Annotated in this window: 20 protein-coding genes and 1 tRNA gene; 5 read left to right on the top strand and 16 right to left on the bottom strand. The window is 66.7% G+C overall.

Annotated features, from left to right (window positions below; genetic code table 11):
* Positions 1-5 precede the first annotated feature (5 nt).
* Positions 6-704 carry a hypothetical protein gene (locus QTH91_RS14265; protein ID WP_286660773.1) on the top strand — a complete coding sequence of 233 codons (699 nt, stop codon included), beginning with the start codon at positions 6-8 and terminating at the stop codon, positions 702-704.
* Positions 705-741: 37 nt separating this feature from the next.
* Here the strand turns inward: QTH91_RS14265 and QTH91_RS14260 are convergent, their stop codons facing one another.
* From QTH91_RS14260 to QTH91_RS14200, 13 genes are all read right to left on the bottom strand, one after another.
* The gene (locus tag QTH91_RS14260; protein ID WP_286660772.1) at positions 742-1,113 is read right to left on the bottom strand and encodes a type II toxin-antitoxin system VapC family toxin; all 372 of its coding nucleotides are present in this window, start codon (positions 1,111-1,113) and stop codon (positions 742-744) included.
* Entirely contained in the window at positions 1,100-1,309 is a 210-nt protein-coding gene (locus tag QTH91_RS14255; RefSeq protein WP_286660771.1) for a type II toxin-antitoxin system VapB family antitoxin, read from the bottom strand. Before QTH91_RS14255 ends, QTH91_RS14260 begins: the two co-directional genes overlap by 14 nt.
* 84 nt (positions 1,310-1,393) lie before the next feature.
* Positions 1,394-2,317, bottom strand: a complete 924-nt coding sequence (locus QTH91_RS14250; protein WP_286660770.1) for an ABC transporter permease — start codon at positions 2,315-2,317, stop codon at positions 1,394-1,396.
* Positions 2,314-3,375 (bottom strand): ABC transporter permease, encoded by a 1,062-nt coding sequence (locus tag QTH91_RS14245; RefSeq protein ID WP_286660769.1) that lies wholly within the window; start codon positions 3,373-3,375, stop codon positions 2,314-2,316. Before QTH91_RS14245 ends, QTH91_RS14250 begins: the two co-directional genes overlap by 4 nt.
* The gene (locus tag QTH91_RS14240; protein WP_286660768.1) at positions 3,372-4,973 is read right to left on the bottom strand and encodes an ABC transporter ATP-binding protein; all 1,602 of its coding nucleotides are present in this window, start codon (positions 4,971-4,973) and stop codon (positions 3,372-3,374) included. Before QTH91_RS14240 ends, QTH91_RS14245 begins: the two co-directional genes overlap by 4 nt.
* 29 nt (positions 4,974-5,002) lie before the next feature.
* Positions 5,003-6,004 (bottom strand): BMP family protein, encoded by a 1,002-nt coding sequence (locus QTH91_RS14235; RefSeq protein WP_286660767.1) that lies wholly within the window; start codon positions 6,002-6,004, stop codon positions 5,003-5,005.
* Between the two features lie 147 nt (positions 6,005-6,151).
* Positions 6,152-6,781, bottom strand: a complete 630-nt coding sequence (gene upp, locus QTH91_RS14230) for a uracil phosphoribosyltransferase (RefSeq protein ID WP_286660766.1) — start codon at positions 6,779-6,781, stop codon at positions 6,152-6,154.
* Positions 6,782-6,853: 72 nt separating this feature from the next.
* On the bottom strand, positions 6,854-8,242 hold the full coding sequence (locus QTH91_RS14225) for a URC4/urg3 family protein (RefSeq protein ID WP_286660765.1): 1,389 nt from the start codon (positions 8,240-8,242) through the stop codon (positions 6,854-6,856).
* Positions 8,239-9,561, bottom strand: a complete 1,323-nt coding sequence (locus QTH91_RS14220; RefSeq protein WP_286660764.1) for a GTP cyclohydrolase II — start codon at positions 9,559-9,561, stop codon at positions 8,239-8,241. The genes QTH91_RS14225 and QTH91_RS14220 overlap by 4 nt, the downstream gene beginning before the upstream one ends.
* A 90-nt stretch (positions 9,562-9,651) precedes the next feature.
* Positions 9,652-10,137 (bottom strand): DoxX family protein, encoded by a 486-nt coding sequence (locus QTH91_RS14215; protein ID WP_286660763.1) that lies wholly within the window; start codon positions 10,135-10,137, stop codon positions 9,652-9,654.
* Positions 10,134-10,931: an HvfC/BufC N-terminal domain-containing protein gene (locus QTH91_RS14210; RefSeq protein ID WP_286660762.1), complete on the bottom strand. Its 798-nt coding sequence runs from the start codon at positions 10,929-10,931 to the stop codon at positions 10,134-10,136. Before QTH91_RS14210 ends, QTH91_RS14215 begins: the two co-directional genes overlap by 4 nt.
* The gene (gene bufB, locus QTH91_RS14205) at positions 10,928-11,797 is read right to left on the bottom strand and encodes an MNIO family bufferin maturase (RefSeq protein ID WP_286660761.1); all 870 of its coding nucleotides are present in this window, start codon (positions 11,795-11,797) and stop codon (positions 10,928-10,930) included. The genes QTH91_RS14210 and bufB overlap by 4 nt, the downstream gene beginning before the upstream one ends.
* A gap of 43 nt (positions 11,798-11,840) precedes the next feature.
* Positions 11,841-12,134, bottom strand: a complete 294-nt coding sequence (locus QTH91_RS14200; RefSeq protein ID WP_286660760.1) for a BufA1 family periplasmic bufferin-type metallophore — start codon at positions 12,132-12,134, stop codon at positions 11,841-11,843.
* A 148-nt stretch (positions 12,135-12,282) separates the two neighbouring features.
* On the opposite strand from QTH91_RS14200, the gene QTH91_RS14195 reads away from it, so the two are divergent.
* Both QTH91_RS14195 and QTH91_RS14190 read left to right on the top strand, forming a co-directional pair.
* On the top strand, positions 12,283-12,879 hold the full coding sequence (locus QTH91_RS14195; RefSeq protein WP_286660759.1) for a sigma-70 family RNA polymerase sigma factor: 597 nt from the start codon (positions 12,283-12,285) through the stop codon (positions 12,877-12,879).
* Positions 12,876-13,517, top strand: coding sequence for an NrsF family protein (locus QTH91_RS14190; protein ID WP_286660758.1), 642 nt, complete (start codon positions 12,876-12,878; stop codon positions 13,515-13,517). Before QTH91_RS14195 ends, QTH91_RS14190 begins: the two co-directional genes overlap by 4 nt.
* A 4-nt stretch (positions 13,518-13,521) precedes the next feature.
* Here the strand turns inward: QTH91_RS14190 and pobA are convergent, their stop codons facing one another.
* On the bottom strand, positions 13,522-14,706 hold the full coding sequence (gene pobA, locus QTH91_RS14185) for a 4-hydroxybenzoate 3-monooxygenase (RefSeq protein WP_286660757.1): 1,185 nt from the start codon (positions 14,704-14,706) through the stop codon (positions 13,522-13,524).
* 161 nt (positions 14,707-14,867) lie between these two features.
* On the opposite strand from pobA, the gene QTH91_RS14180 reads away from it, so the two are divergent.
* Entirely contained in the window at positions 14,868-15,638 is a 771-nt protein-coding gene (locus QTH91_RS14180) for an IclR family transcriptional regulator domain-containing protein (protein WP_286660756.1), read from the top strand.
* A 64-nt stretch (positions 15,639-15,702) separates the two neighbouring features.
* Positions 15,703-15,778 (top strand) — tRNA-Asn (locus QTH91_RS14175).
* 123 nt (positions 15,779-15,901) lie between these two features.
* Here the strand turns inward: QTH91_RS14175 and QTH91_RS14170 are convergent.
* A complete protein-coding gene (locus QTH91_RS14170; protein WP_286660755.1) occupies positions 15,902-16,834 on the bottom strand; it encodes an MBL fold metallo-hydrolase in 933 nt (310 codons plus the stop codon).
* A gap of 45 nt (positions 16,835-16,879) precedes the next feature.
* Positions 16,880-17,497 carry a MarR family winged helix-turn-helix transcriptional regulator gene (locus QTH91_RS14165; RefSeq protein WP_286660754.1) on the bottom strand — a complete coding sequence of 206 codons (618 nt, stop codon included), beginning with the start codon at positions 17,495-17,497 and terminating at the stop codon, positions 16,880-16,882.
* Positions 17,498-17,503 lie beyond the last annotated feature (6 nt).

The following is a 17,503-nucleotide window of genomic DNA, read 5'->3' as shown; positions in this document are numbered from 1 at the left end:
TCGTGATGAAGCAATCGATTCTCAACGGCGCCGCCTGCGCGGCCGTCCTGATGCTGGCGGCGTGCGGTGGCAGCAGCAACACGCCGGTGGCCAGCGGTGGCGGCGGCGCCACGACCACCGAGCCGGCCAAGCCGAAGGTCTCGACCGAAGACCTGAGCACCGGCGCCTACGCGGTGAGCACCGGCGACGCCGACAAGCCCACGGTGGGCCGGTATTACGCGGCTGCGGACGGCAAGCGCCTCCTGGCGTTCGAGGATGCGGACGATTCGGTCGACCTGCTCTTGCGCCGGGCCGACGCGGCGTCGGCATGGGTGGCGGTCCCGGCGCCGACAACCGATCTGAACGTGTCGTTGCTGAGCAGTCAGGCGCGTACGCTGGCGACGCCGGATGCCGCGACTTTGGCGGGCCGCTACGTGGTGCGCTTGTCCGATGGCGCCGCGGCGGACTTCAACATCGGCGCGGATGGCCGGATCACGGCCGGCACTTCTGCCTGCAAGCTGTCGGGCTCACTCGCCAGCAGCACGCTGCCTGGCGCGCTGTCGCTCAGTCTCACGAGCAATGGCTGCGCGGCCCTGCCGGCCAGTGCGACCGGCGTGCTGGTGGTCGACGCTCTGGATGCGCCCGCCAGCTTGCGACTGATCGCCGACGATGGCGCTCGGACGGTCGACTTGCGCGCCTACGTTGAGGCAGCGTCGGCGGTTTGAGGTGGGCGGTGGCGGTCCCGCGTCGGGCTGCCTCTGATCAATGAGGGGCGAACGCGGCCAGGTTCAACTGCAGCGCCGCACTCAACAGGCGCTTGTCCCTCGTCCAAAGGTAGGTCGTCGGCTGGAGCCGGGTGGAGGCAAGCAGATGCAGATCCACATAGCCGATGCCCAGGCCGAAAAGGCGCTCTTTCTCCAAGAAGCCCATCGTCTCCTCGTTGGTGGCGATGGGCGCAGAAGGCAGCGCTCGCAACGCATCGAGCGTCTCCGCGCGGCGCGGAAGACTGCCGAGCGCGATCTCGGCGATCACGAAGGGATGAGCGAGGACCTGGTCTTCTTCCAGCAGCGCTTGGAGTTGCGTATCGCCTCGTGCCAAATGATCGATCCAGACGGACGTATCAACGAGGATCATTGCTCGGTCTGGTTTGTCGACGACTCACAGGCGCGAGGTCGGGTGCTGACCCACCCAGCAGCGAAAGGCGTCGGGCCGCTTCTCGCTGGACGAGGCTCTTGAGAGCCTGTTGGATCAAGGCAGAGTTTTCCTGAATGCCCGTGTAGGCACGTGCCTTCGAGAGAAGCTCGTCGTCGAGCGTGACCGTGGTGCGCATGGCAGTTCCTCAAAGCGGTGCATCAAATATGGCATCAAATGATGCAAAATCAAGTGTAGCCCGACCTCGCCGCCCCTGGCTGCTTCAGCGCTCACCCTTGCGATACGGCTTCATCAACGCCTGCGGATAGCTCGCCTTGCGAGCCACCAGCACCAGCGCGAGGATCGACAGCAGGTAGGGAAGCATGAGGTAGAGCTGGTAAGGCAGCACCGCATCGCCCGCCTGCTGCAGCCGCAACTGCAGCGCATCGAAAAAGGCGAAGAGCAGGGCGCCCAGCAGTGCCTTGCCGGGCCGCCACGAGGCGAACACGACGAGCGCCACGCAGATCCAGCCGCGGCCGTTGATCATGTTGAAGAAAAAGGCGTTGAAGGCCGACAGTGTCAGGAAGCTGCCGGCCACGCCCATCAGCGCCGAGCCGGCCATGATGCCCGCGGTGCGCGTGGCCGCCACCGACACGCCCTGGCCTTCGGCCGCCTGCGGGTTCTCGCCCACCATGCGCAGTGCCAGGCCTGCCGGCGTTCGATAGAGGACATAGGCCACCATCGGCACGAGCAGCAGGGCCAGCAGCGTCAGCGACGACTGCTGCGAAAGCACCGGGATCGGCAGCCATTCCATGGGCGCGAACGGCGTGACGGTGGGCGGAGTGTTCACCTTTGGAAAGCTGACGCGGTAGCCGTAGTAGCTCAGCGCCGTGGCCAGCATGGTGATGCCCAGGCCCGACACGTGCTGCGACAGGGCCAGCCCAACGGTGAGCAGCGCGTGCAGCAGCCCGAACGCCGCGCCGGTCAGCGCGGCCACCGCGACGCCGCCCCACAGCGGAAGTCCGAGGTAGACCGCCAGCCAGCCGGTAAAGGCGCCGGCCACCATGATGCCCTCGATGCCCAGGTTGAGCACGCCCGCGCGTTCGCACAGCAGCACCCCGAGGGTGCCCAGGATCAGCGGCGTCGCGATGCGAAGCACCGCCACCCAGAAGGCGCTGTTGGCGAGGATGTCGGCGATCTCGCTCATCGGCGCCTGATCCGGTATTGCGTGAGCAGCGTGGCCACCAGCACTGCGATCAGCGATGCCGCCACGATCACGTCGGCGATGTAGGTGGGTACGCCAATGGCCCGGCTCATGGTGTCCGCGCCCACCAGCATGCCCGCCACGAAGATGCTGGCCGCCAGCACGCCCAGCGGATGCAGCCCGGCGAGCATGGCGATGACGATGCCGGTGTAGCCATAGCCCGGCGACATGTCCAGCGTGACGTAGCTGGTGCGGCCCGCCACCTCGATCGCCCCTGCCAGCCCGGCCAATGCACCGGACAGCAGGGCCACCGCCACCACCGTGCGCGTGACCGGCACGCCGGCGAATGCGGCGGCGCGTGCGTTGGCGCCGACGGCGCGGATGTCGAAGCCCAACACCGTGTACTTGAACAGGCCCCAGACCAGGAACGCCAGCGCGACGCCCCAAAGCAGGCCCGAGTGCACGCGCGTCTGGGCGATCAGCCGTGCCAGCGAAAGATCGTCTTGCAGCGACACGCTCTGCGGCCAGCCCATCGCGGTCGGGTCCTTCATGGGGCCGTCGAGCAGCGCCGACACGCCCAGCAGCACGATGAAGTTGATCAGCAGCGTGGTCACCACCTCGTCGACGCCCAGGCGTTGCTTCATGAGCGCGGGGCCCAGCAGAAGCAGCGCGCCGGCCACGGCGGCGGCCAGCATCATCAGCGGGAACAGCACCCAGATCGGCCATTCAAGCCCCGTGCCCCCGTGCATGCCCCCCACCGCCACGGCAGCCAGGGCGCCGGCATAGAGCTGGCCCTCGGCGCCGATGTTGTACAGCCGAGCCTTGAAGGCCACCGTCGCCGCCAGCCCGGTGAGGATCAGTGGAATGGCGCGGGTGAGCGTCTCGCTCAAGGCGAACACCGAGCCGAAGCCACCCTGCAGCAGCAGCGCGTAGGTGCGTGCGACCGGCGCACCGGCCCACAGCACGAGCAATGCGCTCACCAGCAAGGTAAACGCCACGGCGCAGACGGGCGCCAACACCAGCGCGCTGCGCGAGACCGAGGCGCGTCGTTCCAGCCTCATGCGCGCGCCTCTTGGGATGGATGGTTGCCGTCGGTACCGGCCATCGCCAGGCCGATCGCTTCGCGCGACCATGCCTGCGCCGGCCGCGCTTCACCAATGTGGCCGCCGTGCATCACCGCGACCCGATCGCCCAGAGCGAGGACTTCGTCCAGGTCGTCCGAGATCAGCAGAACGGCGGCTCCGGCATCGCGGGCCGCGATCAGCTGCTGCTGCACATAGGCCACCGCGCCAATGTCCAGCCCCCACGTCGGCTGGTGCGCCACGATCAGCCGGGGTGCGGGCGCGTTGCCCTTCGCATCCTCCGGCGCCAGCAGCGAGCGCCCGAGGATGAGCTTTTGCATGTTGCCGCCCGACAGTGACCGGGCGGGCGCATCGAGCCCACCGCCTCGCACATCGAAGGCCTGCTGAACGCGTTGCGCCTGCGCCCTGGCGGCCGCCCGCCTGATCCAGCGCAGGCCCGGCAGCAGGCGGCGCGAGAACGCGGCACTGCGCAGGCGTTCGGCCACGACGTTCTCCCACACCGGCAGGTCGCCCACCACGCCAACGGCATGGCGGTCTTCGGGAATGCGCGCCACGCCCTGATCCACCAGTTGCGCTGGCACCGCAGGCAGCGGCTTGCCGAGCAACTGCACGCGGCCACCAGCGGCGTGGCGCGTGCCGCTGAGCAGTTCGGCCAGCGCGACCTGGCCGTTGCCGGAGACGCCGGCGATCGCCACGATCTCCCCGGCATGCAGCGTAAGCGACGCGTGCCGAAGCCCGTTGCGCGAGTCGGCGTCGCCGTCCGCTTCGGTCGAAACGTCGTCGAGCGCGCACACCACCTCGCCGACATGGCTGGCCGGTGTGCGCGTCGGCGCATGCACCGCGTGGCCGACCATCCACAACGCGAGTTGCGCCTGGGTCACGCCGGCCGTGGGCGCCTGGGCCACCAGCTTGCCATTGCGCAGCACCGCGACCCGGTGCGACACGCGCAGCACTTCGGGCAGCTTGTGGCTGATGAAGATGACCGACAGGCCGTCGGCCACCATGTGCGCCAGCGTGTCGAACAGCGCCTCGCTTTCCTGTGGCGTCAGCACGGCGGTCGGCTCGTCCAGGATCAGGATGCGTGCGCCGCGGTAGAGCGCCTTGACGATCTCCACTCGCTGGCGCTCGCCCACCGAAAGATCGGCGATGAGCGCCTCGGGCCGCACCGGCAGGCCGAACCGCCCGGCCACATCGAGCAACCGCTCGCGCGCGGCGGATCGGGCAGAGGCCGGCCGCCACAGCGGCTCGGTGCCCATGAGGACGTTGTCGAGCACGCTCAGGTTGTCGGCCAGCGTGAAGTGCTGATGCACCATGCCGATGCCGGCCGCCAGCGCGGCCTTGGGGTGCCCGGGCGGCAGGCGCTCGCCGAAGACCTCGATCTCGCCCGCGTCGGCCGTGTAGTGGCCGAACAGGATCGACATGAGCGTCGACTTGCCCGCGCCGTTTTCCCCCAGCAGCGCGAGCACCTGCGCCGGCCCCAGGTCGAGCGAGATGTCGTCGTTGGCGGTGAGCGCGCCGAATCGCTTGGTGATGCCGCGCAGCGACAACACCGGCCGCGCGGCTGGTGCGTCGCTCACGTGGGCAATGGCCTCATGCGTGAAGCCGCCTACTTGAAGCTGGCCTTGGGCTGCCCGTCGTCCACCTTGACGGTGAACTTGCCGGCGCGGATGTCGGCCTCGCGCGCCTTGACCTTGGCGACCAGGTCGGCAGGCACCTTTTTCTCGAAGGTGCCCAGCGGCGCCAGTTCGGAGCCCTTGTGCTTCATCATCGAATAGGGGCCGTAGTCCTCGGCGGTGAACTTGCCTTCCTTGACCAGCTTGATGGCGCGGTCGACCGAGGGCTCCATGTTCCACAGCGCCGATGCGACCACCGTGTCCGGATACTGCGCCTGCGTGTCGATCACGTTGCCGATGGCCAGCTTGCCCCGCTCCTTGGCGGCGTCGGACACGCCGAAGCGCTCCGCGTACATGATGTCCGCGCCCTTGTCGATCATCGCGAAGGCGGCTTCCTTGGCCTTGGGCGGATCGAACCAGCTGTTGATGAAGGTGACGGAGAACTCCACCTTGGGATTGACCTCTCGTGCGCCCGCCATGAAGGCATTCATCAGCCGGTTCACTTCGGGAATCGGGAAGCCGCCGACCATGCCGATCTTGTTGGACTTGGTCATGCCCCCGGCGATCATGCCGCTCAGGTAGGCCGGTTCCTGAATGTAGTTGTCGAACACCGAGAAATTGGGCGCCTGCGGCTTGAGCGACGAACCCATCAGGAATGCCGTCTTGGGAAAGTCCTTGGCCACCTGGCGCGCTGCTTTCTCGACGCCGAACACTTCGCCCAGGATCAGCTGGTTGCCGGCCTGCGCGTATTCGCGCATCACGCGCTCGTAGTCGGCGTTGGCCACGTTCTCGGTGGCCTTGTATTCGATCTCGCCGCGCGCCTCGGCCGCCTTCAGCGCCTTGTGGATGCGACCCACCCATTGCTGCTCGAAGGGCACGGTGTATACCGCGGCCACCTTCAGCTTGGCCTGGGCCAGTGCCAACCCCGGCGAGCCTGCCGCCAGCGCGGCAGCCAGTGCGACAGAACCATGAATCCATTGACGGCGTGTAGTCACGTACTCTTCTCCTCAGTTGAAAAAACGGAACGACCGGCCGGTCCCTTTTGTCGGGAGTGCCGCGGGACCGGCTTGGCCGGACCGCTGGCACTGCCCCCGGACGGGGGTTGGCGAAGCGACACGAAGCGCGCGAAGACTGGGGTCGAACTATTTGGTCCCGAAGATCCGATCGCCCGCGTCGCCCAGGCCCGGCAGGATGTAGCCGTGGTCGTTGAGCTCACGGTCGATGGCGGCGGTGTAGATCGGCACGTCGGGGTGTGCTTCCTGCATGGTCTTCACGCCTTCGGGGCAGGTAAGCAGGCACACGAACTTGATCGACTTGGGGCGAAGCTCCTTCAGGCGATCGACTGCGGCCACGGCGGAATTGCCGGTGGCCAGCATCGGGTCGACGACCACGATGTCGCGCTCGGACATCTCGCTGGGCATCTTGAAGTAGTACTCCACCGCCGTGAGCGTCTTGGGGTCGCGGTAGAGGCCGATGTGGCCCACACGCGCGCCGGGCACCACGCTGAGCATGCCGTCCAGGATGCCGGTGCCGGCGCGAAGGATGGACACGAAGACCAGCTTCTTGCCATCGATCACCTTGGCCTGCATGGTTTCCAGCGGGGTCTCGATCTCGATCTCCTGCATGGCCATGTCGCGCGTGACCTCGTAGGCCATGAGCATGCTGATCTCATTGAGGAGCCGGCGAAAGCTGTTGGTGGATGCGTCCTTGCGGCGCATGAGGGTCAGCTTGTGCTGGACGAGAGGATGGTCGACGAGGTGTACGTTGCTCATGATCGTTAGGCGCTGACGCGTCTTTTCGTTTTGGTGATGTTCGCAAGAATAAACAGGGTGCGAAGCGTCGGCCTAGAAGACGGTGCCGTCGCTTTCGATGTTCAACGGCGGTGTTCCATCACGCAAGCGCTGTGCCAGTATCCGCCCGGCCGCCCAGGTGCCGCCTTCCAGCACACAGGCCAGCGGCATCTCGGCGGCGCTGCGGTTGAGATGCTGGCGCACCAGCGGGGCCAATTCGTCCAGCAGCGCGACGGTCAGGGCGCGCCATTCGACGATGAATTCGTCGCCCGCCTTCCAGGCGCGCGAAGTGGCGCCCGTGTCCTTGGGGCGCAGCACACCGGCGTCGAGGATCAGCCCCCCATTGCGGTATTCGGGCAAGCCGGTGAGGGCGTCGATGCCGCGCACCTTGACGCCGGCCCATTCGAAGGGCTCCAGCAGCGAATAGGTGAGCCACTGAGACAGCTTGTGGAAGGGCATCCATCCGGCCGTGAGGCCCGGTCCTTCGACGGCCGAATGTCGCCAGCAGTCCCCCAGCGCCAGTCGCGGATCTGCCGCGGGCATGCCGCCCGCGCCGCCGAGCAATGTGTTGGCCGCGGGCCAGATGGCCGAGAAGCTTTGCAGCAGCAGCGAGAGGATGTCGTGCGCCGTGACTTCGGCGGTGGGCGGCGTGGCGGGGCCGTACGGGCCGACGAGGGCGTCGAACATGCCGCCGGGGCGTCCGTCCTCGCCGAAGTATTCGGGCTGCTCGTGCAGCACTTCGCCGAGTCGGCGCAGCAACGTCGCGCGGCCCGTCAGGCCGACCATGGGGTTGACCTCGCTGACCTGCATGGCGCCGGCCAGGTGGTCGGTGACGAGGCCGCGCAGCCCGGCGGCGTCCGCCTGCAACGGGTGCTTGGGGTCGGACGAGAAAAGCCCGCTGGTGAACGCATGGAAGCTCGCCACGCCAAGCCCCTCGGAGCGAGCAAGGCGCAAGCCTGTGGCGGGCTCGACGTAGTGCCACGCGGCGCCGGCGCCGGCGTCCAGCAGCACGCTCACCACGGCCAGGTCGATCTGCGCGCGTGCACGTTCGCGGGGAGTGACCGACGGGCCCAGGAGTCGGTCGAGTTGCGCCCGCCGATCCACGCCGCCGGCCTCGAAATGGCGCCAGCGGCTGTGATATGGAATGTTGTCCCACGGGTACCGCTCGCGCATCGTCTCGGTGACGACGCGGACGGCTTCGGGCATCTTGTCGTCGGCCACTTCGAACCATCTGGATTCGCCGCGCCGCGCCCGTGCCAGCAAGGCGTGAGCGCGATCGCGCACCGCCTGCGTGCTGCGCAGCATGGCCACGGCAGACTCCGGCAACGTGGCGTCGGCCTCGAACTCCAGCGCCGGATCGACGTGCCCCTGTTCGTCCGCGCCCTGGACGGCTCGGTTGTGGGTGGGATGGTCGGGGTCCAGGCCGTAGTTGTCGCGGCTCATGTTTCCAGCCCCCGACCCTTGGCCTTGCGCAGCTCATCGGCATCCGGCACGACGCCCGGCGTGAAGTAGCCAGCCGCCACCTTTGCATCCATCTCGACGCGCGCATCCGCCGGGATCAGCTCGTCGGGGATGTTGACGCGCGTGCCGATCTCGATGCCGGAGCCGGTGATCGCGTCGTACTTCATGTTGCTCATCGAGACCAGCCGGTGGATCTTGCGGATGCCCAGCCAGTGCAGCACGTCGGGCATGAGCTCCTGGAAGCGCATGTCCTGCACACCGGCCACGCATTCGGTGCGCGCGAAATACTGGTCGGCAGTGTCGCCGCCCACCTGGCGCTTGCGGGCGTTGTAGACCAGGAACTTGGTCACTTCGCCCAGCGCCCGGCCTTCCTTGCGGGAGTAGGCCACCAGGCCCACGCCGCCGCGCTGCGCGCCCTGGATGCATTCCTCGATGGCGTGCGTGAGATAGGGGCGGCAGGTGCAGATGTCGGAGCCGAACACATCGGAGCCATTGCATTCGTCATGCACGCGGGCGGTGAGTTCCACCTCCGGATTGGCCAGGTCGCGCGGGTTGCCGAAGATGTAGATGGTCTGGCCGCCGATGGGGGGCAGAAAGACTTCGAGGTCGGTGCGGGTGACCAGTTCCGGATACATGCCGCCGGTTTCCTCGAACAGCACGCGTCGCAGTTCGGCTTCGGTGGTTCCGAAGCGCTTGGCCACGCCGGGCAGCCACCATACCGGCTCGATGGCCGCCTTGGTGACCACGGCCGCACCGTTGGCGGTGAGGAACTTGCCGTCGGCCTTGAGCCGGCCCTTCTGCAGCGCGTCGATGACCTCGGGCAGGATCACGTGGGCCTTGGTCACCGCGATGGTCGGGCGGATGTCGTAGCCGGCTGCCAGTTCGTTGGCGAAGACCGATGCGACATCGGCGCCCCACGGGTCGAGCGACACGATCTTGCCCGGCTCCAGCCATTGGGGGTAGGGGCCGATGGTGTCGGTCGGCGAGGTGTTGGTCAGGTCCGCCTTGTGCTGCGGATCGAGCGCCTTGGCCGCCACAGCCAGTGCGCGGTAGACGCTGTACGAACCGCTGTGCGTGCCGATCACGTTGCGGTGCGCACGCGTGGTGGTGGTGCCGATGACAGGCCCGCGCTCTGTCGGGTTGGGCAGGCCCCACACCATCGGCAGCGCGCCGAAGCCGCCGCTGTGCGAGGTCAGCCGGATGTGCCGCGGGCTGGGAGAAGAGGGGGAGGAGGGGACTGAACCGGTGCCGGACGGCGTGGTCGAGGACGTGGAGGCTTTCGCAGGAGCGTCAAGTGACATTGCAGACTCTCAAAAACCGCAATGTACCGAGCGCCCCTGCGGCTTGCAAGCCGGCGCGTGCGGCGTCTACGCCACAGGGCGTATGGGCATTCAGCGCACGCCGAGTGCGCGATCGATCGAGAGGCGGCCCGCGCCTCGTCCGACCAGGTAGAGCATCAGCGTGGCCCACGACAGGTGCGTCGGCCAAGCGTCCGGGTAGACGAAGATCTGGATCACCGCCGTCATGCCCAGCAAGGCCAGTGCCGACAGCCGCGTGGCCAGGCCCAGCACCAGCAGCAGCGGGAACAGGTGTTCCGCATACGCGGCCAGGTGCGCGGCGATCTCGGGGGGCACGAGCGGCAGGTGATATTCGCTTTTGAACAGTTCGATGGCGCTGTCGTTCAGCGTCAGAAAGCCTTCCACCTTGGTACGTCCGGAGTAGAAGAAGATGGCTGCGACGGCCAGCCTGGCGCCAATGGCCAGCACGTCGTGCGAGACGATGCGTTCCAGCCATGCCGCGATCTGGTTCCAGCGGGGATGCCTGGCGGTCGAGCCGGCCTCGGCGCGATCCTGGTTGGTGACGGAGGTGGAGGTCATGAGCGAAAGCCTTGCGGGGTGTGGATGGTGGGCTTCGATGGCGCCTGCGGTGCGGCCAGCGCACCGGCGCGCATCAGGCGCGAGAGCATGTCGACGAGGTCCGCCTGCGGATCAGCCTGAGCGGCGCACTCGGTCGCGTCGGTCAGCGTGCAGCCTTCGGCGCAGGCGTCTAGGAATGCGCAATCGCAGCGCGCGGCGGGCGTCCATTGCACGGCGAGTTGCGGTCGCGTGATCAGGGCACCTTCGGCTTGCCAATCAATCTCTTCGTCATCGGCATCCTCGACAGCGCGGTTGCGCGACCAGATCGAGTAGATCGGCGCATCGTTGAACCAGGCCCACCGCGCGGCCGGGTGTGGCTGCAGCCGGCAATGGGCGAGCGCCTCTGGCGGCAGCAACGCCAGGTCGTGGGCCTGCAGAGGGGGCTGGTCGGCAGCGACATGCGCTTCCGTCCAGAAGCGGTCGAGCCGGGCCACGTCGGGCAGGTAAGGCAGTTCCGTTGCCGGCTCGAAGTCGAGCAGAAAATCGGCGAAGGCCTGGCCGTAGCCCAGGAGCCGGCCGTCTGCTGGCGGGCTGGCCGCCACATGCAAGGCGGCGGCGGCGCGGAACCAGTCGCGCCCCACCAATCGTGCCACGCTGGGATAGTTGGCTTCGAGCGTGTCGATGCCGGCCTTCATCACCGTGTTGCGATAGATCGCAAAGCCGGGCTGCGCGTCGAACGGCGAGGGCGAGGATGCGTTGACCCGAGCCAATGCATCGGCAAAGCATTGTTGAAACGCGTGGAGTGCCTTAGTCATGCGACCACCTCCCCATGGCACGGAACACCTTGGCGCAGCACGGCGCTGGCCGTTTCGCATTCGTCGAGCAAGGTGGTGAACTCAGGCAGGTTGCCGTCGCGCTCGATCAAGGTGGGCCGGGCGCCGATGCGGCGGACGAGTCGCGCATACAGGGCCCACACTTCGGCGGCAATGGGTGCGTCGTGCGAGTCGATGAGCAGGGCGTCGCCCAGCGCCGGATCGCGCGAATGACCGGCAAGGTGGATCTCCATGACGGCCTGCGCGGGAAAGCGGTCCAGGTAGTCGCACGCGTCGAAGCCGAGGTTGTGGGCCGAGACGTGAACGTTGTTCACATCCAGCAGCAGCCCGCAGCCGGTGCGTCGGACAAGCTCGGCGAGAAAGTCGATCTCGTCCCAGTCGTGACGCCCCAGCGCGGCATCATCGAGGCGAAGGTAGTGCGACGGATTTTCGATGGCGATCCGCCGGCCCAGCGCATCCTGCGCATGCGCGATGCGCGCCGCCACATGCACGAGCGCTTCGGCCGTGCGCGGAAACGGAAGCAGGTCCGGAAAGTACTGGCCCTTCCAGGCCGACCAGGCCAGATGCTCGGAGACCAGCGCCGGTTCGATCATGCGCGCCAGGCTTGCCAGCCGAGCCAGGTGGCCTTCGTCCAGCCGGTCCTGGCCGGCCAGCGACAGCGAGACGCCGTGCAACGACACCGGGTGCCGCTCCCGCACGGCACGTAGCCAATGCAGGCGCGGCCCACCGTCGACCAGGTAGTTTTCTGGATGCACCTCGAACCACAGGCCTTCGCGCTCGCAGCTCGCGGCCTCGTCGTAGTGTTCGGGCTTGAGGCCCATTCCCGCGAGGAGAGCAGCATGGGTCATGGCTGTATGCCTTGTGGTGCGAGGTGGGCTCAGTTCCGCTGAATCAGGACTTGATCGGCATCAGCGAGCCCATGCCCTTGGGCGTCTTCATGGTGGCGCAGGTGCCGGCGGGAACGTACTTCCACGCGTTGCCCTGGTAGTCCATCTTGGAAGTGCCGGCGCAGGTGGTGCCGGGGCCGGCTGCGCAGTCGTTCTTGCCGGCCATGGCGACGCCATAGCACTTTTCCTTGGCGGCGCTGTCCATCTTGTCGGCCATCGGCTTGTCGGCGGCGCTGGCGGCCCCCGCAACGATGGCGCTCAGGGCGATGGCAGAGATGGCAATGCGACGTGTGTTCATGGAAATGCTCCTTGGGTTGGATAGACATCGAAGTGCGACCGACGATGCGCGGTCGAGGTCTAATTCGCCGATGTTTCCCGGCCGGTTACAGCTGCGTGCAGAATCTCTGCGCATTTCTTTTTTGCGCCGCGCGTAACCAAACCACTCCATGCAACGAACAGAACCAGGGGACGAGACGCACGCGCAGCAGGCGCGGGAAGCGGTTGAATCGGCGCTGCGCGGCCTGTTTCTGAAGGGGCTGCGCGGAGACGAGGCGGCCTACAAGGCATTCCTGCAGCAACTGAGCCGGCACCTGCGTTCCTTCCTGGCCCGTCGCCTCTTCGGCTGGCCGGACGATGTGGAAGATCTCGTACAGGAATGCCTTCTGGCCATGCACAACCAGCGCCACACCTATGACAGCGACCAGCCCCTGACGGCCTGGGTGCATGCCATCGCGCGCTACAAGATGATCGACCTGCTGCGCGCCAAGTCCGGCCGCGAGGCCTTGCAGGTGCCGCTGGACGACGCCCAAGACCTGTTCGCCGACGACAGCGCGCAGGCTGGCGATGCGCAACGCGATCTGCAGGTGCTGCTGTCCAGCCTGCCCGATCGCCAGCGACTGCCCATCGTCCACACCAAGCTCGAAGGCCTGTCGGTCGCCGAGACTGCGCAGCGGATGGGCATGTCGGAATCCGCGGTCAAGGTGAACGTGCACCGCGGCCTGAAGGCCTTGGCGGCGCGGCTGAAGGGATCACTTCCATCATGAAAACCGACGAACTCATCTCGATGCTGGCGACGGGCGTGGAGCCCGTGGCCCGGCGCGCCACCACACGGCGCCTGATGCTGGCCCTTGCGGCTGGCGTGCCGCTGGCGGCGGCGATCATGCTCATCGACTACGGCGTGCGCAACGACCTGGTCGAGGCCATGTTCTGGCCCATGCTTTGGGTCAAGATCCTTTTTCCGCTTGTCGTTGCCCTGTCGGCGTTCGTGCTGGTGCAGCGCCTCGCCCGGCCCGGTGCGCGGGCAGGTCTCGCCTGGCTGGGCCTGGCCCTGCCGGTGCTCGTGATGTGGATCATGGCTGCCATCGCCTGGACCTCCGCCGCCCCAGACGAACGAATGCCGCTGGTGATGGGGCAGACCTGGCGCAGTTGCGCCTTCAGCATTGCCTGGATCTCGCTGCCGGTGTTCCTGGCCGCCCTGGTGGCGCTGCGCGGCCTGGCGCCGACGCAACCGGCATTGGCAGGCGCCGCGGGCGGTGCACTGGCCGGCGGCGTGGGCGCCACGGTCTATGCCCTGCATTGTCCCGAGCTGACCGCACCGTTCCTGGCGGTGTGGTACCTGCTGGGAATGCTCATTCCCGTGGCAGCAGGGGCGCTGATCGGTTCCCGGCTGCTGCGCTGGTAGTGGCCTAGAAGTCCTCGACGGGCAGGCCGACGTAGTTTTCGGCCAAAGAGGTAGAGGCCGCATGCGAATGCACCAGGTAGTCCAGCTCGGCCTCCTGGATCTTCTGGCCGAATTCGCCCGTCTCCGGAAAGCGGTGCATCAGCGAGGTGAACCACCAGGAGAAGCGCTCGGCCTTCCACACGCGCCGCAGGCAGAGGTCCGAATACCGGTCGAGCGCCGAGCTGCTCTTCTCGCCGTAGAAGATTTCCAGCGCGCGAGCGAGGTAACCCACATCCGCCGCCGCCAGGTTCAGCCCCTTGGCGCCGGTCGGCGGCACGATGTGCGCCGCGTCGCCCGCCAGCATCAGCCGACCGAAGCGCATGGGCTCGGCCACGAAGCTGCGCAGCGGCGCGATGCTTTTCTCCAGTGACGGGCCAGTCACCAGGTGTTCGCGCGCTTCGGGGTCGAGGCGCAGGCGCAGCTCGTTCCAGAAGGCCTCGTCGCTCCAGTTCTCGACCTTTTCTTCCAGCGGCACCTGTACGTAGTAGCGGCTGCGCGTGGTGCTGCGCATGCTGCACAGTGCGAAGCCGCGCGTGGTGTTGGCGTAGATCAGTTCGTGCGAGACAGGCGGCACGTCGGCCAGCACGCCGAGCCAGCCAAAGGGATACACCTTCTCGTAGGTGTGAAGGGCCTGTTGCGGAACGCTGGCGCGGCTGACGCCGTGGTAGCCGTCGCAGCCGGCGATGAAGTCGCATTCGATCTCGTGCGTGGCGCCGTCCTTGACGTAGCGCACACGCGGGCGATCGCTGTCGAAATCGTGCAGGCTCACGTCACGCGCTTCGTAGATGGTCTCGCGGCCTTCGGCCTTGCGCGCTTCCATCAGGTCGCGCGTGACCTCCGTCTGGCCGTAGACGGTGACCTGCTTGCCGCCCGACAGCCCGTGCAGATCGATGCGGTGGCGTGCGCCCTTGAAGAGCAGTTCGATGCCATGGTGCGGCAGGCCCTCTGCATGCGCGCGGGCATCGACGCCCGCCTGCTTGAGCAGGTCCATCGTGACTTGCTCCAACACGCCAGCGCGGATGCGGCCCAGCACGTATTCGCCGGACTGGCGCTCGACGATGATGTTGTCGATGCCGGCCTTGTGCAGCAGTTGGCCGAGCAGAAGGCCGGCCGGGCCGGCGCCGATGATGGCGACCTGGGTCTTTTTCATGGGGCAAGTAACAAAGGGTTGACCGATGCGCCAAGCGTAGGCCGGGCCGGCGCCGCGCGATACACCCTTCGGATGCCTGTGTGCGATGATGCGAATCGTTGCGCGATGATCGCGCACCGCCTTGCCGACTCGACCCCCTGCAGAACCGGACGCTTCTTCCCATGACCATCGCCAAGGCGGATTTCATCGAAGGCATCGCCAAGGGCATGGCTGTGCTCGAAAGCTTCGACACCGAACGCCAGAGGCTGAACGCGACGCTGGCGGCAGAGCGGGCCGGCATCACGCGCGCCGCCGCGCGCCGCCATCTGCTCACGCTGGCCCATCTGGGCTACCTCGAGACCGACGGCAGCTATTTCTGGATGGCGCCCAAGGTGCTGCGTTTTTCGGGCAGTTATCTGGCTTCGTCACGCCTGCCGCGGATCATGCAGCCCACGCTGAACCGGCTGTCTGCGCAGACCGGCGAGTCGTTCTCTGCGGTGGTGCTCGATGGCGAGGAGGTCGTGATCGTGGCCCGCAGTGGCAACTACGGCGCGCCGACCAGATTGCTCGCTTATGGCCTGCACCTGGGCGCACGCCTGCCGGCGCATGCGACTTCCACCGGCCGTGTGCTCCTTGCATCGCTAAGCAGCGCCGAACTGTCGCGCTGGTTGAAAGGCCGCACGCTGCCACGGCTGACGCACTACACCATCACGCAGGCCAAGACGCTTCGCACCGAGGTTGCGAACGTTCGCGCGCAGGACTGGTGCGTGGCCACCGAGGAGCACGAGGTCGGCGTGCAGGCGATGGCCGTTCCGCTGCGCAATATCCAGGGCCGCACCGTGGCGGCGCTGAATGTCGTGTTGTCCGGGGCAGTGCGGCCGACGGCGGTTCTGGAGCGCGAGATGCTGCCTCTGCTGGTCGATGCGGCGCACGAGGTACGCACGCTGCTGTGATTCCTCAAAAAATTTTCGCGTGCTTTTGGAGGGCCCAAAAATCACGCTATACTCTAGGGCTTGTTCCCCGATAGCTCAGTTGGTAGAGCGCCGGACTGTTAATCCGTAGGTCCCTGGTTCGAGCCCAGGTCGGGGAGCCAAAAAAACAAACCCTTCGCGGTTCCTGAACGCCCCGTCATCCAAGAGATGACGGGGCGTTTTCACTTGGGCTGTCCGTATCGGCGGCGGCGATGGCGCTTCGAGGCGCAGCCGGCCGCCGCCCACTATCCGGCGTCCACGATCTCCCCATCCACGAACGCAACGGCGCCGGCGCGTGCGAGGTCGGCCAGAAGCTCCTCGACCCACACTTGAATGGGCGTGTCCGAGGCATATCGTTGCCAGACCTGTTCCAGATAACCGCTGCCTGCGAGCCACTGGGAAAGTGCAGGGCGTGTCATGCGTTGCTGCTCCAGCAGCTTGAATTTCAGCAGCACTTTCACGGCATGGCGGGCGTGCTTGACCGGCGCCGCGACAAAGCCTTCCAGGCGTTGGCGCGCCACGATCAACGCACCCTGAGCATCGTCAAAGATGCGCCCGTGCCCTGGAATGACGAGTGCCGGTTGGAGTTGCTCGATCAGGTCGAGCGTCGCTCCGACCTGCGCGAACGAAGGCTCGCCCCACATCTCCGGAAAGACCACGCCGAAGCCGCGTTCCCATAAAGCGTCGCCGGAAATCAACGTCCGGGATTCGGGCTCGAAGAGGATGACGGCGTGCGGGTCGTGTCCGGGTGCGGCATGCACTTGCCAGCGCTGCTGCCCAAGCTCGACTTCGGTGCCTGGCGCCAGAACGTCATCGAATTCGAAACGAGGGCATTGCTGCCCGGTGGCCGTGTAGCTCAGCTTGTCTTCGTCCCACGCGCGAACCGCTTCGGCCTCGCCCGGGGGAATGACGACCTTCAATTCGGGAAACTGCGCTTTGAGTGCGGCATTGCCGCCGCAATGGTCGCTGTGCAGATGGGTGTTGACCAGCAGGTCCAGCCGGCGGCCCTCCAGGGCTCGCATCACCAGGCCCAGCGTCTGGGTCGAATGCGTGACATAGCCTGAGTCGACCAGGGCGGTATGGGAGCCGCCGTCGAACAGGATGTTGTTGGAGGAAAGCCAGCCGCGCTCGAAGACTTGAACGCCAGGCGGCAAGGCCGCAGAGGTGAGTGAGGGCATGGGCTGGATTCTGCTATCGAACCGCAGCCCTGTGGACGCGGGCAGCTATCGCGAACCCACGGCACCCTCGGATTCGGTGAACCTGGGTTCGCAGAACGCACCGAGGTACTGCATGAGGTCCGTCGAGGGACGCATCTCGCTTTTCGTCCAGTTGCTCTTGCTGCCGCCATGCCGTCGATCGGATTGCGCAGCCACCATGTTCGACCGGGTGACCTCGACGGCCGTTTCCTGCATCTTGCGCAGGCAGTTCGCGAGCACTTCGATTTCCTTCTCGTCCAACCTGGAAAGCATGGCCTTGTGGATCGCCACGACACGGGGAAACACCATGGCGTAGAACGCCTCTCCCGACTTGGTCAAGCCCACCTTGGCCTTGCGGCCATCGCCCCGATCGGTTTCCCTGAAGATGAGTTCCTTCGAAAGCAAGGTGCGCAATGTCTTGGAGGTTTGCGAGCGGTCGACCGTGGTGCGGGCCGCGAGATCTGAAGGCGAAAGGCAGCCGAGCGTTGCAAGCATCGCGACGAACTGCCACTCCTCGCGCGTTACTCCGAACTCGCCTTCGCACATCCGTGTGACCAGGGAGCCGCTCAAGCCATAGAACTCCGACACGCGGAAGTTCAGCAGATCGAAGATCGAGGCGGGATGCCTGAGATTCGGGGTATCCATGACTGT

The sequence above is a fragment of the Variovorax dokdonensis genome (genome assembly GCF_030316895.1).
Lineage (GTDB): Bacteria > Pseudomonadota > Gammaproteobacteria > Burkholderiales > Burkholderiaceae_C > Variovorax > Variovorax dokdonensis.
Note: the sequence above shows the minus strand (reverse complement) of the source record. Positions and strands in the feature narration are given on the sequence as shown.

What these genes read in the sequence shown, in the direction of transcription:
- QTH91_RS14250 (WP_286660770.1), bottom strand. Translation starts at nt 2,317, where the DNA reads ATGAGCGAGATCGCCGACATCCTCGCCAACAGCGCCTTCTGGGTGGCG.
- QTH91_RS14260 (WP_286660772.1), bottom strand. Translation starts at nt 1,113, where the DNA reads ATGATCCTCGTTGATACGTCCGTCTGGATCGATCATTTGGCACGAGGC.
- QTH91_RS14245 (WP_286660769.1), bottom strand. Translation starts at nt 3,375, where the DNA reads ATGAGGCTGGAACGACGCGCCTCGGTCTCGCGCAGCGCGCTGGTGTTG.
- QTH91_RS14165 (WP_286660754.1), bottom strand. Translation starts at nt 17,497, where the DNA reads ATGGATACCCCGAATCTCAGGCATCCCGCCTCGATCTTCGATCTGCTG.
- QTH91_RS14210 (WP_286660762.1), bottom strand. Translation starts at nt 10,931, where the DNA reads ATGACTAAGGCACTCCACGCGTTTCAACAATGCTTTGCCGATGCATTG.
- QTH91_RS14265 (WP_286660773.1), top strand. Translation starts at nt 6, where the DNA reads ATGAAGCAATCGATTCTCAACGGCGCCGCCTGCGCGGCCGTCCTGATG.
- QTH91_RS14255 (WP_286660771.1), bottom strand. Translation starts at nt 1,309, where the DNA reads ATGCGCACCACGGTCACGCTCGACGACGAGCTTCTCTCGAAGGCACGT.
- upp (WP_286660766.1), bottom strand. Translation starts at nt 6,781, where the DNA reads ATGAGCAACGTACACCTCGTCGACCATCCTCTCGTCCAGCACAAGCTG.
- bufB (WP_286660761.1), bottom strand. Translation starts at nt 11,797, where the DNA reads ATGACCCATGCTGCTCTCCTCGCGGGAATGGGCCTCAAGCCCGAACAC.
- QTH91_RS14170 (WP_286660755.1), bottom strand. Translation starts at nt 16,834, where the DNA reads ATGCCCTCACTCACCTCTGCGGCCTTGCCGCCTGGCGTTCAAGTCTTC.
- QTH91_RS14190 (WP_286660758.1), top strand. Translation starts at nt 12,876, where the DNA reads ATGAAAACCGACGAACTCATCTCGATGCTGGCGACGGGCGTGGAGCCC.
- QTH91_RS14220 (WP_286660764.1), bottom strand. Translation starts at nt 9,561, where the DNA reads ATGTCACTTGACGCTCCTGCGAAAGCCTCCACGTCCTCGACCACGCCG.
- QTH91_RS14180 (WP_286660756.1), top strand. Translation starts at nt 14,868, where the DNA reads ATGACCATCGCCAAGGCGGATTTCATCGAAGGCATCGCCAAGGGCATG.
- QTH91_RS14195 (WP_286660759.1), top strand. Translation starts at nt 12,283, where the DNA reads ATGCAACGAACAGAACCAGGGGACGAGACGCACGCGCAGCAGGCGCGG.
- QTH91_RS14200 (WP_286660760.1), bottom strand. Translation starts at nt 12,134, where the DNA reads ATGAACACACGTCGCATTGCCATCTCTGCCATCGCCCTGAGCGCCATC.
- QTH91_RS14225 (WP_286660765.1), bottom strand. Translation starts at nt 8,242, where the DNA reads ATGAGCCGCGACAACTACGGCCTGGACCCCGACCATCCCACCCACAAC.
- pobA (WP_286660757.1), bottom strand. Translation starts at nt 14,706, where the DNA reads ATGAAAAAGACCCAGGTCGCCATCATCGGCGCCGGCCCGGCCGGCCTT.
- QTH91_RS14215 (WP_286660763.1), bottom strand. Translation starts at nt 10,137, where the DNA reads ATGACCTCCACCTCCGTCACCAACCAGGATCGCGCCGAGGCCGGCTCG.